At 68.2% G+C, this 15839-nt stretch carries 14 protein-coding genes; 6 read left to right on the top strand and 8 right to left on the bottom strand.

The features are described 5' to 3' along the window. Positions 1–867 (top strand): acyl-CoA thioesterase II, encoded by an 867-nt coding sequence (locus tag U0R18_RS03670; RefSeq protein ID WP_526366034.1) that lies wholly within the window; start codon positions 1–3, stop codon positions 865–867. A gap of 85 nt (positions 868–952) precedes the next feature. Here U0R18_RS03670 and U0R18_RS03665 read toward each other — a convergent pair whose 3' ends face one another. The 6 genes from U0R18_RS03665 to U0R18_RS03640 all read right to left on the bottom strand — a co-directional run bounded on the left by U0R18_RS03665 (position 953) and on the right by U0R18_RS03640 (position 8120). Continuing rightward, positions 953–1555, bottom strand: coding sequence for a DUF4190 domain-containing protein (locus U0R18_RS03665; protein WP_526366032.1), 603 nt, complete (start codon positions 1553–1555; stop codon positions 953–955). Then, the gene (gene cydC / locus U0R18_RS03660; protein WP_526366030.1) at positions 1548–3215 is read right to left on the bottom strand and encodes a thiol reductant ABC exporter subunit CydC; all 1668 of its coding nucleotides are present in this window, start codon (positions 3213–3215) and stop codon (positions 1548–1550) included. The genes U0R18_RS03665 and cydC overlap by 8 nt, the downstream gene beginning before the upstream one ends. Then, the gene (gene cydD, locus U0R18_RS03655) at positions 3202–4818 is read right to left on the bottom strand and encodes a thiol reductant ABC exporter subunit CydD (RefSeq protein WP_526366028.1); all 1617 of its coding nucleotides are present in this window, start codon (positions 4816–4818) and stop codon (positions 3202–3204) included. The genes cydC and cydD overlap by 14 nt, the downstream gene beginning before the upstream one ends. A gap of 44 nt (positions 4819–4862) precedes the next feature. Beyond that, a complete protein-coding gene (gene cydB / locus U0R18_RS03650) occupies positions 4863–5942 on the bottom strand; it encodes a cytochrome d ubiquinol oxidase subunit II (RefSeq protein ID WP_526366026.1) in 1080 nt (359 codons plus the stop codon). A 13-nt stretch (positions 5943–5955) separates the two neighbouring features. After that, entirely contained in the window at positions 5956–7425 is a 1470-nt protein-coding gene (locus U0R18_RS03645) for a cytochrome ubiquinol oxidase subunit I (protein WP_526366024.1), read from the bottom strand. A gap of 119 nt (positions 7426–7544) precedes the next feature. After that, positions 7545–8120 (bottom strand): HdeD family acid-resistance protein, encoded by a 576-nt coding sequence (locus tag U0R18_RS03640; RefSeq protein ID WP_526366022.1) that lies wholly within the window; start codon positions 8118–8120, stop codon positions 7545–7547. 183 nt (positions 8121–8303) lie between these two features. Here U0R18_RS03640 and U0R18_RS03635 point away from each other — a divergent pair, with 183 nt between their 5' ends. The 4 genes from U0R18_RS03635 to stpK7 are packed head-to-tail and all read left to right on the top strand — an operon-like array spanning position 8304 to position 12782. After that, a complete protein-coding gene (locus U0R18_RS03635; protein WP_526366020.1) occupies positions 8304–9227 on the top strand; it encodes an ABC transporter substrate-binding protein in 924 nt (307 codons plus the stop codon). A 17-nt stretch (positions 9228–9244) separates the two neighbouring features. Beyond that, positions 9245–10186, top strand: a complete 942-nt coding sequence (locus U0R18_RS03630; RefSeq protein WP_526366018.1) for an amino acid ABC transporter permease — start codon at positions 9245–9247, stop codon at positions 10184–10186. A gap of 26 nt (positions 10187–10212) precedes the next feature. Next, entirely contained in the window at positions 10213–10965 is a 753-nt protein-coding gene (locus U0R18_RS03625) for an amino acid ABC transporter ATP-binding protein (protein WP_526367396.1), read from the top strand. Positions 10966–11000: 35 nt separating this feature from the next. Further along, positions 11001–12782 (top strand): serine/threonine protein kinase StpK7, encoded by a 1782-nt coding sequence (gene stpK7, locus U0R18_RS03620; RefSeq protein WP_526366016.1) that lies wholly within the window; start codon positions 11001–11003, stop codon positions 12780–12782. On the opposite strand, the gene U0R18_RS03615 is transcribed toward stpK7, so the two are convergent. Both U0R18_RS03615 and U0R18_RS03610 read right to left on the bottom strand, forming a co-directional pair. Continuing rightward, the gene (locus U0R18_RS03615; protein ID WP_526366014.1) at positions 12763–14085 is read right to left on the bottom strand and encodes an adenylate/guanylate cyclase domain-containing protein; all 1323 of its coding nucleotides are present in this window, start codon (positions 14083–14085) and stop codon (positions 12763–12765) included. The two genes, stpK7 and U0R18_RS03615, sit on opposite strands and share 20 nt — an antisense overlap. 27 nt (positions 14086–14112) lie before the next feature. After that, positions 14113–14715, bottom strand: coding sequence for a TetR/AcrR family transcriptional regulator (locus U0R18_RS03610; protein ID WP_526366012.1), 603 nt, complete (start codon positions 14713–14715; stop codon positions 14113–14115). A 63-nt stretch (positions 14716–14778) separates the two neighbouring features. On the opposite strand from U0R18_RS03610, the gene U0R18_RS03605 reads away from it, so the two are divergent. After that, positions 14779–15822, top strand: coding sequence for an oxygenase MpaB family protein (locus U0R18_RS03605; protein ID WP_526366010.1), 1044 nt, complete (start codon positions 14779–14781; stop codon positions 15820–15822). Positions 15823–15839 lie beyond the last annotated feature (17 nt).

Genomic DNA, 15839 nt, shown 5'->3' with positions numbered 1-15839 from the left:
TTGCCGGCAGCTTCGGACTTCGCGGAGCTGCTGGCCGTACTGGACCTCCGGCGGGCCGACGAGAACACTTTCTTCGGTACGCATCCGTCCAAGAATCCGATTCGGACCTTCGGCGGTCAGATGATGGCCCAGGCGCTGGTCGCGGGCAGCCGAACGGTCGCCCCCAGCCTGCCGGCCAGTGCGCTGTCGGTGCATTTCATCGCCGGCGGTGATCCGACCCAGGACCTCGAGTTCCAGGTCGTCCGGTTGCGTGACGAGCGGCGGTTCGCCAACCGCCGCGTGGACGTGGTCCAGGGTGACCAGTTGTTGGCCACGGCATTGATTTCCTACCTGTCGGGCGGCCGGGGCCTCGAACACGGGGTGCCCGCCCCGCAGGTCGCACCGCCGGACGGGCTGGCGAAGATCGACGACCTGCTGGTCGGCTATGAGCAGACGGTGCCGCTGTTCGTCGAGGCCCTGCGGCCCATCGAATGGCGCTACACCAACGACCCGGCCTGGATCATGCGGGACAAGGGGGAGCGGCTGCCGCACAACCGGGTGTGGATGACCACCGAGGGCGTCATGCCCGACGATCCGGTGCTGCACAACGCCGCGCTGGTCTACTCGTCGGACACCACGGTGCTCGACTCGATCATCACCACGCACGGTCTCTCGTGGGGCCACGACCGGATCTTCGCGGTGACGGTGAACCACTCGGTGTGGTTCCATCGCCCGGTCCGGTTCGACGAGTGGGTGCTGTACTCGACGACGTCACCGGTGGCGGCCGACTCGCGCGGCCTGGGTACCGGACACTTCTTCGACGCCGCCGGTCAGTTGTTGGCGACGGCCGTCCAAGAGGGCATCGTCAAACACTTCCCCAAGCGCTGAATACGCCGAAACGTACGTTTGGGCGCGAAAGATCGAGTAGCGCACGCCATTACGTCGCGCTCGGCGAAATCTGCCGGCGCGCCGGCTATGGCGTCGGGGTGAGCGTGATGCTCAACTGGTTCTCCAGATTGCCGCGGAATTCGTCCTGGCACTGCTGCTGCGCCGAGGTGTCGTTGCCGGCGTCGCGCATGCAGTCCATCAGGTCGCGGCCACCGAATTTGTTGAAGCCCCAGACGCCGACCGCGATCATCACCGCGCTGACGACGATGCCGAGGATGCCGAGCACGACGCCGGCGATGGCCATCCCACCGTTGGTGGCTTCACCGGAGCGGGCCCGGCGATGTCCCACGAAACCGAGGATGACGGCGAGGAGTCCGAGGGCGAAACCGCCGACGACGCTGAAGACGGCGGGCAACGACAGCAGGCCCAGGATCAACGCCGCGATGCCCAGGCCATTCTTCGGAGCGGCCGGCACGGGGGCCCCGTAGCCCGCGTAGGGCTGCGGCGGTGCGGGCGGGTAGCCGCCGGGGGCCGGCGGCGGCGGATAGGCACCGGGATACGGTCCGGCCGCATAGTTCGGCGGGTATCCCGGGGGTGGCGTGCCCGCCCCGTATGGCGCCGACGGCGCAGGACCCGAAGTCTCCGTGGGATTTTGCGGCGTGGCGGCCGGATCGCTTGGTTCAGTCATGGCGTAACACTCCCGTCAGTCCTGATGCGGCGGATTGGCAGCCAGGGTACCTGTCCGGATCGACGTTCAGGCGTGGACAGCCAAGATCGGGCGGCAGGTGATGCGTGGCGACCACGACGGTGCGATCGGCGTCGAAGAGCGCCCCAGGGGTGAACACCTCACGAAGGATGGCATCGGCGCTGTCGGCATCGAGATGCTCGGTCGGTTCGTCGAGCAGGACGATTGCACTGCGCGACAACAGCGCGCGGGCCAGGAGCAACCGGCGCCGCTGGCCCGCCGACACCGCTGCCGCACCGCCGGTGAGGACGGTCGCCAGACCGTGGGGCAGAGCATCCAGCCAGTCCCGCAGCCCGACGGCGCCCAGCGCGCCGAGGATCTCGGCGTCGGTGCAGTCACCACGGACCACCAGCAGGTTGTCGCGCACGGTGGTGGCGAAGATGTGGGCGTCCTCGGCGAAGAACGTGACCGCGGACCGCAGTGCGGCGTCGTCGTAGCTGGACAGTGGGGTCCCGGCGAGGGTCACCGACCCCGCGCGGGGGGCGATCAGCCCGGCCAGCGTCATCAGCAGCGTGGTCTTCCCGGCCCCACTGGGGCCGGTGACGGCCAGCCGCGCGCCGGACGGCAACTCCACCGGCGGGCCGGGGTGCAGATCGGCCCGCAGGGTCGCGTGCGCGGGAACCGGCCCGGCCGAGGGCCTCCGGGTCACCGTCTCGAGGCTCAGCGGCACGAGCCGGGCCGCGGCGATGCGCGCGCGGGTCAGGGAGACGGCCGCCGCCGGCAGCGCCGTGGTGGCTTCGAAGGCCGACAGCGGCAGCAGCATCAGGATGGCCACCGTCATGGGGGAGGCCGCGGCGGACAGCGCGATCCCGGCGACGGCCGCACCCAGCACGCTGATCCCGACGGCGGCGACCGGAACGGCGGCCGCGAATGCCGCGGGAATGGCCGCCCGGTCGGTCGCCCGGGCCCAATCCCGTTGGTGCTGTGCGGCTTCGGCGATGACGATCGGGAGCCGGCCGCTGACCCGGAGTTCGGCGGCATGGTCGAGGGCCAGCATCGTCGCATCGTCGCGCCCGGCGTGCTGCAGCCGGGCCACGCGTTCGTCGCGGGTCGCCGCCCGGGCCGACAACCACGGCGCACCCACCCCGGCGGCGAGCAGGCAGCCGGCCAGGACGGCCGCCGGGGGCGCGGAGATCAGCGCGATGCCGGCCACCGCGCTGACCGAGAGGACCGCGGCCACCGCAATCGGCAGGATCGCGCGCACCAGGACGTCCGACACCTCGTCCACGTCGGCGCCGAGTCGGCCCGCGAGATCACCGCCGGAGAGCCGGGCGGCGGGGGCCGTTGGTTGGTCCGCGAGCCGGCCGTAGATCTCCGCGCGGGCGTTCGATGCTGCCCGTAGGGCGGTGTCGTGCGAGGCGAGCCGTTCGCAGTAGTGCATGACCCCGCGGGTGATCGCCAGCGCCCGGACCGCCACTGCGGCGATCGACAGATCGAGCACCGGCGGCATCTGCCAGGCGCGGGTGATCAGCCAGGCGGATACGGCCGCCAGTGCCAGCGCACTGCCCAGGGACACGATGCCGAACGAGATGGCCAGCAGTAGGCGGGACATCCGGGGCCGCAATAGCCGCAGCGCCGCGACGAGGGGTTCAGACGTGCGCACGCTGACCCACCTCGCTGATGTGGTCGGCGACGGCGAGCACCGACGGACGATGGGCGATCACGACGACGGTGTCGCCGCGGCGGGCACGGGCGGTGAGCGCGCGCAGCACGCGGGACTCGGTGGTGGCATCCAAGTGGGCGGTGGGTTCATCGAGAAGGAGGACGGGGGCAGTGGAACCGAGGGCCCGTGCGAGCCCCAGTCGCTGCCGCTGGCCCAGCGACAGGCCCACGCCGTCGCGCCCGATGCGGGTGTGCACACCGTCGGGGAGGCCGGCCATCACGGCATCGAAACCTGACTCCGCGCAGGCGGTTTCGAGGTCGACGAGCTCGCCGAACAGCGTGAGATTCTCGGCGATGGTCCCCGGGATCAGGACGGGCCGCTGCGGCAGCCAGGCCAGCTGCGCCCACCACCGGCGCAGGTCGAGGTCGGTCACGTCGACGCCGGCGACGCGCACGGTTCCACTACTCGGCCGGGTCAGGCCGGTGATCACCTGGAAGGTGGTCGATTTGCCGGCGCCGTTGGGCCCGGTGAGCACGGTCAGCCGGCCGGGCTCGAGGTCGACCGTCAGCGCCGCCGGCGCCGGTCCGTCACGCCCGTCCACCGACAGTCCGGCGACCCGGATCGTGGCGCCCCGGGCGTCGACGGTCGCGGACCCGCCAGCCGCGGGCACGCCCCCGTCGCGGTCGAGGAGCGCAAATGCCTTGTCGGCCGCCGCTTTTCCGTCCTGCGCGGCGTGGAACTCGACGCCGACGCGGCGCAGCGGCCAGAACACGTCGGGCGCCAGCAGCAGCGCCGTGAGCCCATTGGCCAGGGTGATCTCGCCGAAGACCAGCCGCAGGCCGACGCTGACGGCCACCAGCGCCACGCCCAGGGTGGCGATCAATTCGAGCACGAGCGTCGACAGGAAGGCGATGCGCAGGGTGGCCATGGCCGAACGGCGATGGGTCGCACCGAGTTCGGCGATCCGGTCGCGTGGTCCGTCGGCGCGGCCCAGTGCGCGCAGGGTGGGGATGCCGGCGACGAGGTCGAGCAACCGGGACTGCAGCGTCGACATCGCCTGCAGGGCCGCCGCCGAACGATCGGCGGTGGCCAGTCCGATCAGCACCATGAATACCGGGATCAGCGGCAGCGCCACCAGCACCACGACGGCGGACCGCACGTCGAAGCAGGCCATCGCGATCACGGCCGCCGGGGTCAGGATCAACGCCTGGAACAGCGCCGGCAGATAGGCAGTGAAATACGGTCGCAGGCCGTCGAGCCCACGCAACAGCACCGCTGCGGCGTCGTCGTGCAATTCCGCGGCCCGGCGGGGATCGTCGGCGGTCACCGAGGTCAGCACGCCATCGGCGATCCCGGTGATCGTCGCCGCGGCGCCGCGCTGGCCGAGTCGGGCCTGAACCCAGGTGCCCAGCGCGCGAAACAGATAGAGCACCAACAGGATCAGCAGTGAGACGGCCCAGTGCCGCACGCTACGCGTCGCCGGTTCGGTGATCACGCCGGCAACAAGGTGCGCCAGCACGATCGCCGCGGCGATCGAACACACACTGATCACGACGCTGCACCCGACGGTGGCAACCAGGTGCCGACGGGTGGACGCCGACACCCGCCAGAGTCTCGGGTCGATGGGTCCCCGGCGCGCGGATCCGGTCAGGACACGCGTCCCGGCAACCCGATCGGATCCGGTATCCGGTCGGCGGTGATGCGCGCGCGAAACACCCAGTAGGTCCACGCCTGGTAGGCGATCACCAGTGGCGCGGTGACTACGGCCACCCAGGTCATGACCTTCAGTGTGTACGGACTCGACGAAGCGTTGTGGATCGTGAGGCTCCACTCCGGGTTCAGGGTCGACGGCACCAGATTCGGGTAGAGATCGCCGAAGAGCATGACGATCACCGCGACGACGGTCAGGGTGGTCGCGACGAACGCCCACCCGTCGTGAGTCCCCTTCAGCAGCAACAAGATCGCAGTAACCAGGCTGACCGCGGCCACTCCGAAGACCGCCCATGTCCACGGCTTGCCGTGGAGCGCTTCGGTCCACAGCCCGAATGCCGCGACCAGTCCGAGAACCGGCAGCGCGATCGTCCGTGCCAACGCCAGCGTGTTCGTCCGCACCTCGCCGGCGGTCTTCAGGGCGAGGAAAGCCGCACCGTGCAACAGGAACAGGCCGGCGGTGGCCAACCCGCCCAGCAGGGTGTAGGGGTTGATCACATCGGTGAATCCGAGTTGCATCTGCTTGTCGGCGTCCACCGGAACGCCGCGCACCAGGATCGCGAACGCGGTGCCCCAGAGGATCGCGGGCAGCCACGAACCTACCGCGATCCCGATGTCGGCCCAGGCGCGCCACTTCGGGTCGTCGATCTTGCCGCGCCACTCGATCGCGACGACCCGCAGGATCATCGCGAACAGGATCACGAACAGCGGTAGGTACAGCCCGGAGAACACCGTGGCGTACCAGCCGGGGAATGCCGCGAACATGGCGCCGCCGGCGGTGATCAGCCAGACCTCGTTGCCGTCCCACACCGGGCCGATCGTGTTCAGCACCGCCCGCCGGTGCTTCTCCTTGACGCCGGCTTCGGCGAGCGGCGTTGTTCCGCGAGCAAGAGGCCCGGCGCCCATCCGACCGAGTGGTGCCATCAGCATGCCGACGCCGAAGTCGAAGCCCTCCAGGAGGAAGAAGCCGACGAACAGCACCGCGACGAGGATGAACCAGAACTCCTGGAGTCCCATGTTGACCACCTCCCTAGTAGGCGAACGACAGCGGCGCCACGTCGGCATCATCGGGCGGTGCCGGGGGAGCCGGTTCGGCGTCGTGCTCGAGCGGACCCTCACTGATGTAGCGGCGCAACAGGTAGAACCAGATGACCGCGAGCACCGCATAGACCAGCGTGAAACCGATGAGGCTGAACCAGACCAGCCCGACGTGGTGGTGCGACACCCCGTCCTGCACCGTCAGGCGCACCATCGGGTCGCCGGTCGGATTGGGGGCCACCACCCAGGGCTGGCGGCCCATTTCGGTGAACACCCAGCCCGCCGAGCACGCCAGGAAGGGTGTCGGCAGCGTCCACAACGCGAACCGGGCGAACCAGCGCTGATCGGGTGTCCGGCCGCGGCGGGTCAGCCACAGCGTGGTGAGCGCGAACAGCACTGGGACGAGCAACAATCCGATCATCGCGCGGAACGACCAGTAGGTGACGAACAGATTGGGGCGGTAGTTGCCGGGGCCGAACTTGTCCACCGCGTGTTGTTGAAGGTCCTCGACACCCTGCAGAGTGACCCCGCTGAACTTGCCCTCGGCCAGGAAGGGAAGCACGTAGGGCACCTCGATGACACGGGTGATGCCGTCGCAGTTGTTGTGGGTGCCGACGGTCAGGATGGAGAACTTCGGGTCGGTTTCGGTGTGGCACAGCGATTCCGCCGAGGCCATCTTCATCGGTTGCTGCTGGAACATCAGCTTGCCCTGGATGTCGCCGGTGAACACCAACCCGCCCGCGGCGACCAGCGCGACGAGGCAACCGAGGATCGCGGCCGGCCGGTACATGGTGGCGGCGTCGGAATCCGATGATGCGGGCGCACCACGGGTACGGCTGCGCACCATCCACCAGGCGCACACCCCGGCGACGAAGGTGGCGGCGGTCAGGAATGCCGCGGTGACCGCGTGCAGGAAGGCCCAGATGCCGGTGTTGTTGGTGAAAAGCGCCATGATGCTGTGCAATTCGGCCCGGCCGGTGGCCGGGTTGTAGGACGCGCCCACCGGATGCTGCATGAACGAGTTGGCGCTGATGATGAAGAACGCCGACAGGTTGACCGCGATCGCGACGATCCAGATACAGGCCAGGTGCAGGGCCCGCGGCAGGCGCGTCCAGCCGAAGATCCACAGGCCGATGAAGGTCGATTCGAAGAAGAACGCGACCAGGGCCTCCATGGCCAGCGGCGCGCCGAAGATATCGCCGACGAACCGGGAGTACTCGCTCCAGTTCATTCCGAACTGGAATTCCTGGACGATCCCGGTGGCCACCCCGATGGCGAAGTTGATCAGGAACAGCTTCCCGAAAAACCTGGTCAGGCGGTACCACTCGGTGCGACCGGTGACGTGCCAGATGGTCTGCATCACCGCGATCAACGGCGCCAGGCCGATGGTCAGCGGCACGAAGATGAAGTGATAGACCGTCGTTATTCCGAACTGCCACCGTGAAACATCGAGGGCGTCCATTGGCACCAACTCCCGGCTGGGGAACTGCGACTACGAAGTACTACGGACTGTAGTACTTCGTAGTCGGCATTACCAGCGTGACGGTCACGCCTCGGCTGTGATTATCGCCGGTGTTCCCGCTACGAGGTCAGGGCTTTGGTCTGTTTCCGGATGACGAAGGCCATCACGATCTCGAACACGCCGATGAACACCAGGTACCAACCGACCACCATCAACAGGGTCAGCAGCGACAGGCCCGGCCAGGCCAGCATCACCACGCCGGCGATCAGGCTGATGATGCCGAAGAAGATCTCCCAGCCACGCCCCGGCAGCGCCGGATCGCTGATGGCCGACACGGTGTGCGCGACGCCCCGGAAGATGAAGCCGACCGCGATCCAGATGGCGAGCAGCAGAACCGCATAGCCCTCACCGAAATGCCGGAACGCCAGCACGGCCAGGACCAGCGAGGCCGCACCACTGATGAACAGCAGCACCCGGCCGCCGGCGGTCACGTGCAGCGAGAACGCGAAGAAAACCTGGGCAATACCGCTGATCAGCAGATACACGCCGAACAGGGTGGCCGCGACGACCAGAGTCTTGCCGGGCCACGCGAGCATCAGTGCACCCATGATGACGGCGAGCACACCCGAGAGCAGGGTGGACTTCCAAAGGTGCGGTGCGAGGCTTCGAACTTCGGTGAGCACAGGGGATTCCATGCCGGAAAGTGTGGCACAGCGAGGCCCCGCGTAGACCGCGCTGCGCTGGAAAGTCCTGTTCTGCTGCCACGATTGCGGCCGCTTTATTACTGTTCCGTTACCGGCAGTGCGAGATGGCTCCACGGTCGTTAACGTGCACTGCTTGGGGCACACGAAACGGCCCGACCAGAAAGTTGAGACAAAGTGGAAGCTGGAAACCAGGTCCGCCGTTGGTCCGGACTCGGATTGCGCGCGGTCGCCGTCGTGGCCCTGTCGGGAACGCTGGCGCTCGCGGGATGTACGAAGAACACCGATACCCAGGCTCCGGCCACGCAGACCACCGCGGCCCAGGCTTCGAAGGTCGATTCGATCGCGAACATGGTGCCCGAGGACATCAAGTCGTCGGGCAAGTTGGTCGTCGGCGTGAATGTCCCTTACACGCCAAACGAGTTCAAGGATCCCAGCGGGAAGATCATCGGATTCGACGTCGATCTGATGAACGCGATCGCTGCGACGCTCGGCCTGACGCCGGATTACCGCGAGGCGGACTTCGACAAGATCATCCCGTCCATCCAGGGCGGCACCTTCAACGTCGGGATGTCGTCGTTCACCGACACCAAGGAACGTGAGGCGACCGTCGACTTCGTCACCTACTTCTCGGCCGGCTCGCTGTGGGCCAAGCCTGCCGGGGCGGACATCACCCCGGACACCGCGTGCGGCAAGCGGGTTGCGGTGCAGGCCACCACGGTCCAGGAGACCGAAGAACTGCCGGCCCGCAGCAAGAAGTGCACCGACGAGGGCAAGCCGGCCATCGAGATCCTCAAGTTCGACGGTCAGGACCAGGCCACCAACGCCGTGGTACTGGGCCAGGCCGACGCGATGTCGGCCGATTCGCCGGTGACGCTGTACGCGATCAAGCAGAGCAACGGCAAGCTCGAGCAGGCGGGTGAGATCTTCGATTCGGCGCCGTACGGCTGGCCGGTGAAGAAGGGTTCGGCCCTGGCCGCGGCGATGCAGAAGGCGCTGGAGCATCTCATCGAGAGTGGCGACTACAAGACCATCGCCACCAACTGGGGCGTCGAGAAGGGCATGATCGACAAACCGGTGATCAACGGCGCGATCAACTGAGTCCGGTTTCGTAATCGATGAGCACCGACGATTCGCCGCCGCCCGGCACCGGGCCTGCCACGCCCGCCGCGATCGATGCGGTTCCGCTGCGGCATCCCTGGCGCTGGGTGACGGCGATCGTCGTGCTGGTCCTGGCCGCGCTGTTCCTCTACGGCGCGGCCACCAACCCGGCCTACCGCTGGCCCGTATTCGGCAAGTACATCCTCGACGAGCGCATCGTCAAGGGCGTCGTGGTGACCCTCGAGCTCACCGTGTTGTCGATGGTGTTGGCCATCGTGCTCGCGGTGATGCTCGCGGTGATGCGGCTGTCGCCGAATCCGGTGCTGCGCGCCGTTTCGTGGGTCTATCTGTGGATCTTCCGCGGCACCCCGGTCTGGGTCCAGCTGGTGTTCTGGGGCCTGGTCCCCACCATCTACAAGAACATCCAGCTCGGAATCCCGTTCGGGCCCAACTTCTTTCACCTGAACATCCAGAGCCTGGCACCGTACTTCTGGCTCGCGGTCGTCGGTCTGGCCCTCAACGAGGCCGCGTACCTGGCCGAGATCATCCGGGCCGGCATCTCCTCGGTGCCCGAGGGGCAGCACGAAGCCTCGGTGGCCCTGGGGATGTCGTGGTGGATGACCATGCGGCGCACGGTGTTGCCGCAGGCGATGCGGGTGATCATCCCGCCCACCGGCAACGAGTTCATCGGCATGCTCAAGACCACCTCGCTGGTGGCCGCGGTGCCGTTCACCAAGGACCTGTTCGGTGCCCAGCGAAACATCTCCGCGGTGATCTTCGAACCCGTTCCGCTGCTGATCGTCGCCTCCGCCTGGTACCTGCTGGTCACCAGCATCCTGATGGTCGGGCAGCACTACCTCGAGGAGTACTTCTCCCGCGGCGCCTCGCGCAAGCTGACCGCCAAGCAGCTCGAGGCGCTCAACGAGGCCGAACAGCTCGGAGAGGTGGGCCACGTATGACCGCTTCCGCCACCGGCAAGGTCCCCATGGTCAAGGCCGAGGGGGTGTGCAAGAACTTCGGCGCGCTTCAGGTGCTCAAGGGCGTCACACTCGAGATCGGCCGCGGCCAGGTGCTGGTGCTGATCGGGCCGTCCGGTTCGGGCAAGTCGACCTTCCTGCGGTGCATCAACCACCTCGAGCAGATCAATGGCGGCCGGCTCTATGTCGACGGTGAGCTCATCGGATATCGGGAGCGCGGCGACAAGCTCTACGAGATGTCCCCGCGCGACGCCGCGCGCCAGCGCCGTGACATCGGCATGGTGTTCCAGCATTTCAACCTGTTCCCGCACCGCACCGCGCTGGCCAACATCATCGAGGCGCCGATGCAGGTCAAGGGAGTGAAGAAGGCCGAGGCACTCGCACGCGCCAAGGATCTGCTGGGCAAGGTGGGGCTGTCGGCGAAGGCCGATGCCTACCCGGCGCAACTGTCCGGCGGGCAGCAGCAGCGCATCGCGATCGCCCGGGCACTGGCCATGGAACCCAAGCTGATGCTGTTCGACGAGCCCACCTCGGCACTGGACCCAGAGCTCGTCGGTGAGGTGCTGGCCGTCATGAAAGCTCTTGCGGCAGCGGGCATGACGATGGTCGTGGTGACCCATGAGATGGGCTTTGCCCGGGAGGTGGCCGACCAGCTGGTGTTCATGGACGGCGGCGTCATCGTGGAGGCGGGTCCGCCGCGCGAGGTGCTGGCCAACCCGCAGCACCAACGGACGCAGGCGTTTCTTTCCAAGGTGATGTAGCCACCGGCAGCGCCGGGGAGTCTGGGGAAAACCACGTGGAGGGGACACGCTTCGGGCAGTACGAATTGCTCGAATTGCTCGGTCGGGGCGGGATGGGCGAGGTGTACCGCGCCCGCGACACCAATACCGACCGCATCATCGCGCTCAAGGTGCTACCGGTCCAGATGGCCCGCGACACGGTCTTCCAGGAGCGATTCCGGCGCGAGGCGCAGGCCGCCTCGGGTGTCAACGACCCGCATGTCGTGCCGATCCACGGCTACGGTGAGATCGACGGCCGGCTCTATCTGGATATGCGGCTCATCGAAGGTGAGAACCTCGGAAACCTTCTGGCGCAACGGGATACACCGCTCGGGCCGCGGCTCGGCGCGGTGGTGGTGGAGCAGGTCGCGTCGGCGCTGGACTCTGCGCACGCCAACGGCCTGGTGCACCGCGACGTCAAACCGACGAACATCTTGATCTCCGACCGGGAATTCGTCTATCTCATCGACTTCGGCCTGGCCCGCGCCGCCGGCGAGCCGGGCCTGACCACCGCGGGCAGCACGCTGGGAACGCTGGCGTACATGGCCCCGGAGCGGTTCAACAGCGGGCAGAGTGACACCCGCTCGGACATCTATGCGCTCACCTGCGTGTTCTACGAATGCCTCACGGGGAAGCGCCCGTATCCCAGCGACAGCCTCGAGCAGCAGATCGCCGGGCATCTGATGTCGACCCCGCCGCGCCCGTCGGACGACGATCCCTCGTTGGCCGCCTTCGACGCCATCATCGCCAAGGGCATGGCCAAGGACCCCGACGACCGCTACCAGACCGGCCGCGATCTGGCGGTCGCGGTCCGTGCGGCGGTGGACGAACCCCGGGTGCGTGCATCGCGTGGCCGGGGCCGGCACTCGGCGGGTGAGCCCGGGTCGCGGAGCGGGTCGCGCCGCACCGCGGTGCTGGCGGCGCTGGCCGCGGTGCTGTTGGCCGCCGGCGGGCTCGGGGTCTGGCAGGTGCTCGCACACCGGGGTCCCGGTGATCAGCACCCGGCCGACGCCCCGGTGACCCTCGGTGCAGTGCCGTCGATCGCCGCGACCCTGCCCGAGGACATCAGGTCGCGCGGACGATTGATCGTCGGCGTCAACATTCCTTATGCGCCAAACGAATTCCGGGACGGCTACGGGCAGCTGGTGGGCTTCGACGTCGACCTGATGAACGCCGTCGCGCGCGTGCTCGGTGTGACGCCGGAATACCGGGAGGTCGACTTCGATACGATCCTGCCCTCGGTGCAGTCCGGTGATTTCGACATCGGGATGTCTTCGGTGACCGATACCGACGAGCGGGAGCGTCTGGTGGATTTCGTCACCTACTTCGAAGCCGGCACGCTGTGGGCGCAGCGGCCCGGGCCGCCGATCGACCCGGCGCACGCGTGCGGACTCCGCGTCGGTGTCACCACCGGGGTGATCCAGCAGACCAACGAGTTGCCGCACAAGAGTGACGCGTGTGTGGCCGCGGGGCTGCCCCCGATCGAGAGCGTGGTCTTCGAGCGGCAGGACGATCTGACCGCGGCCCTGCTCGCCGGTCACGTCGATGCGATGTCGGCGGATTCACCGGTCACCGGCTTTGCGATCAAGACCAGCGGTGGCGCGTTGGCCCCGGCCGGGGAGATATTCGACGCGGGGCCATACGGCTATCCGGTGCGGCGGGGCTCGCCGCTGGCCGAATCCCTGCGCCGAGCGCTCGTGCATCTGATGAAGTCGGGGGAGTACAAGACCATCGCGACCCTGTGGGGCGTCGAGCGGGGCACCATCGACACGCCGGTGATCAACGGCGCGATCCGCTGACGGGCGGCAACACCGTCGCGCCGTCGGCTGCCGGCGCGGATGTCTCCTGCCGGCCGACCAGGTACCAGGTGTGCATCACCCCTTTGCCCTTGACGTCGACGTCGCCGCGCTCGGTGAACGCGAACTCGTCGCGCAGGCGTTCGTAGACGTTCTGCGGCACCTGGATGCGCCCCGTCGGGTCGGTGCTCTCCATCCGGGAGGCGACGTTGACGGCGTCGCCCCACACGTCGTAGAAGAACCGCCGCGAACCCACCACGCCGGCCACCACCGGTCCGCTCGCCAGCCCGATGCGCATGCCGACGCCGTGTCCCTGCGGGTCACGCATCCGCGCGACGGCCTGCGCCATGTCCAGTGCCAGCGCCGCCAGCGCCTGCGCGTGGTCAGCACGCGGGTTCGGCACGCCGCTGACCACCATGTAGGCGTCCCCGGTGGTCTTGATCTTCTCGAGGCCGTGACGATCCACCAGCAGGTCGAACTCGCTGTAGACGTGGTCCAGGAAGGCCACCAGATCGCAGGGCGCGATCTCGCTGGCGCGTTCGGTGAAGCCGGCGATGTCGGCGAACAGGATCGACGCGTCGTCGTAGCGGTCGGCGATCATGTCGTGCGCGGGATCCTTGAGCCGGGCGGCGATGCTGGCGGGCAGGATGTTCGCCAGAAGTTGTTCCGAGCGTTCGTATTCCATTTCCATCGCGGTTTCGGCGCGGTCGATCTCGCGCAGGACGAACCACACCGCCGCGAAGGCCATCACCGCCGCCGCGGTGATCGAGACGATGAAACCGACGGTGATGCTCCAGTCCGGCTGGAGCCCCGTGTCGGCCGGGACGGTGAGCTCGAGGATGATGGCCAGCGCCACCCCGATCGCAGCCAGGACACCGGCCAGCGCGATGCGTTCGACACCCAGGGTCAGCACGACGATGGTCGCCGCGATCGGGTAGTAGAACAGCAACCCGGAGCCGGTCCCGACGTGCCAGGTGATGTAGAACAGCGACGCGTAGGCCAGCGCGGTGAAGGCCAGGGCCGGGACGAGTTCGCCGAAGCCGCGCAGCAGGGGAAGGGCCAGGAAGGCCACGGCGGTCGCGATGTTGATGATGCCCATCGGCCACAACGCCGAGCCGAGCGTCAGTTGGTAGAAGCCGAAGCCGGCGCTGACGAGCGCCGCGATGACCGCGGTGATTCGGAGGACGCGAAATCTGCGTACCGCCGCTTCCGCGTAGTGCGCATTGCGCGCGGTAACACAGGGATTCGGCCGACGGGATCGCGGACTCGTCAGCGCGGAAGGGGTCGAGCGGCGCGTGCCCGCCACGACGTCAGCGTAGCGTGCGGGGCCGGATCAGTGGGTGAACAGCATCAATCGGACGGTGTGGGCGACCACGGCTTCGAGGTCGTCACCCAGGTTGCCCGCCAGCCATTGCTGCGCCAGTTCGGCCATCGCGCCGGTGTACATCGCCGCCGCGACGGCCGTCGTGACCGGCTTCTCGCGCGGATGCGCCTGGGCGCGTTCGCTGAGCACCATCTGGCGCAGCAGTTCCTGGGCGATCTCGCGGCGGGCCGACAGCACCGGGTTGGCCCGCGCCTCGGTGAACAACACCCGGCCGCGGCGCGGATCGGCGGAACTGAACCCGAGCACGGCACGGATGCCGGCCCGGGTCTGCTCGATGTCGGTGCCGTCGGTGGCGGCGATCGCGGCCTCCACCTCCGCATTGAGGCCCTCGGCCACGCGGTCGTAGACGGCGCCGAGCAATTGGTCGGTGTCGGGGAAGCTCTCGTAGAAGTACCGCGTGTTCAACGATGTTCGACGGCACACCGAGCGCACCGACACCGCGCTCTCGCCCTCGGCGCCGAACAGTTCGAAGGCCGCCTCGACCAGCAGGGCGCGGCGTTCGGCGCGGCGGTCGGTCAGCGGCACACCGGCCCAGCGGGTCGGGCTCGACATGACCGACAGCCTAGCGCGGACCAGTCTGGACACAGGTGTATCCAGAAATGTAGGCTGCCGATCATGCAGCTGCCCTCCCTGCCCGCGCTCCCTCTGATGCCCCGATTGCCACACCAGCTCATGCAGCAGCGGATAACCCAGTTCTATGACGACGAGATCCGCAGCCGCTACTTCCGCGGTCTGGAATTCGCTGGGCCGCAAGGTGATCCGGGTTGGTTCGGTCCGGGCAGCGCGGTCTGGTACGTGCATTCCCACATGCCCGCGCTGGTGTTCGGGCTGCAGTGTGCGGCCTACCTGGAACGGTTCGACCCGAGCATCTTCTGGATGGGCGTCGACCACTCGCGGATCGTGGAACGTGACGAGCGCGGTGAGCCGACCATGCAGGTCGATCCCGAGGGTGCCGCGGTTCGCCTGGGTCATTCGGTGTCGTTCTTCATCGGCACGGCCTACGGTTCGACGGCCACCGCCGAGCGCGTCGCCAACACGGTGCGTGCCATGCACCACACCGTGAAGGGCACCCGTCCCGACGGCCTGCCCTACGACGCCGACGACCCGGACTGGTTGCGGTGGAACTACGCGACGGTGGTCTGGGGCATCGCCACCGCGCACGAGTACTACCATCCGAACCCGTTGCGGGGCAGCAAGATCGACCGTTACTACCGCGAGTTCGTCAAGGTCGGCCACGCGCTGGGCGGTACCGACCTGCCCGAGACCAAGGCGGACACCCTCGACTGCCTACGGGAGTACCTGCCCAAGCTGGCACTGACCTACGGCGCGGCCATGGCCACCGGTCCGAACCTCGCCGCGGCCCAGGCGCAGCCGCCCGGCGGCGAGTTCATCGACTGGGCCATTCGTGACACGCTGCCCAGCTGGGCCGCGGCCATGGTCATGCACCGTCCACCCAATCCCGTCGAACGAGCCGCCCGGCAGGCCGCGGTGTGGTCGGTGATCAACGGCATCCACTTCACGATGGGCCCGCTGCCGGAGTTCCGGGCCGCCCAGCGGCGGGTGGCCGGTGCGGATGAGGTGGCGGCGCCCACGTCACCGATGCACATCCCGGGCACCGATCCGAGGCGCAGCCGCGCCACGGCCGAGCAGATGGCCTGAGCCGGACCGCGGAATCT

Source organism: Mycobacterium sp., from assembly GCF_046330795.1.
Classification (GTDB): domain Bacteria; phylum Actinomycetota; class Actinomycetes; order Mycobacteriales; family Mycobacteriaceae; genus Mycobacterium.
The sequence above is the reverse complement of the archived record's forward strand: the minus strand, read 5'-3'. Positions and strand labels throughout refer to the sequence as shown.

What these genes read in the sequence shown, in the direction of transcription:
- U0R18_RS03665 (WP_526366032.1), bottom strand. Translation starts at nt 1,555, where the DNA reads ATGACTGAACCAAGCGATCCGGCCGCCACGCCGCAAAATCCCACGGAG.
- cydB (WP_526366026.1), bottom strand. Translation starts at nt 5,942, where the DNA reads ATGGGACTCCAGGAGTTCTGGTTCATCCTCGTCGCGGTGCTGTTCGTC.
- U0R18_RS03645 (WP_526366024.1), bottom strand. Translation starts at nt 7,425, where the DNA reads ATGGACGCCCTCGATGTTTCACGGTGGCAGTTCGGAATAACGACGGTC.
- U0R18_RS03640 (WP_526366022.1), bottom strand. Translation starts at nt 8,120, where the DNA reads ATGGAATCCCCTGTGCTCACCGAAGTTCGAAGCCTCGCACCGCACCTT.
- U0R18_RS03630 (WP_526366018.1), top strand. Translation starts at nt 9,245, where the DNA reads ATGAGCACCGACGATTCGCCGCCGCCCGGCACCGGGCCTGCCACGCCC.
- U0R18_RS03625 (WP_526367396.1), top strand. Translation starts at nt 10,213, where the DNA reads ATGGTCAAGGCCGAGGGGGTGTGCAAGAACTTCGGCGCGCTTCAGGTG.
- U0R18_RS03610 (WP_526366012.1), bottom strand. Translation starts at nt 14,715, where the DNA reads ATGTCGAGCCCGACCCGCTGGGCCGGTGTGCCGCTGACCGACCGCCGC.
- U0R18_RS03605 (WP_526366010.1), top strand. Translation starts at nt 14,779, where the DNA reads ATGCAGCTGCCCTCCCTGCCCGCGCTCCCTCTGATGCCCCGATTGCCA.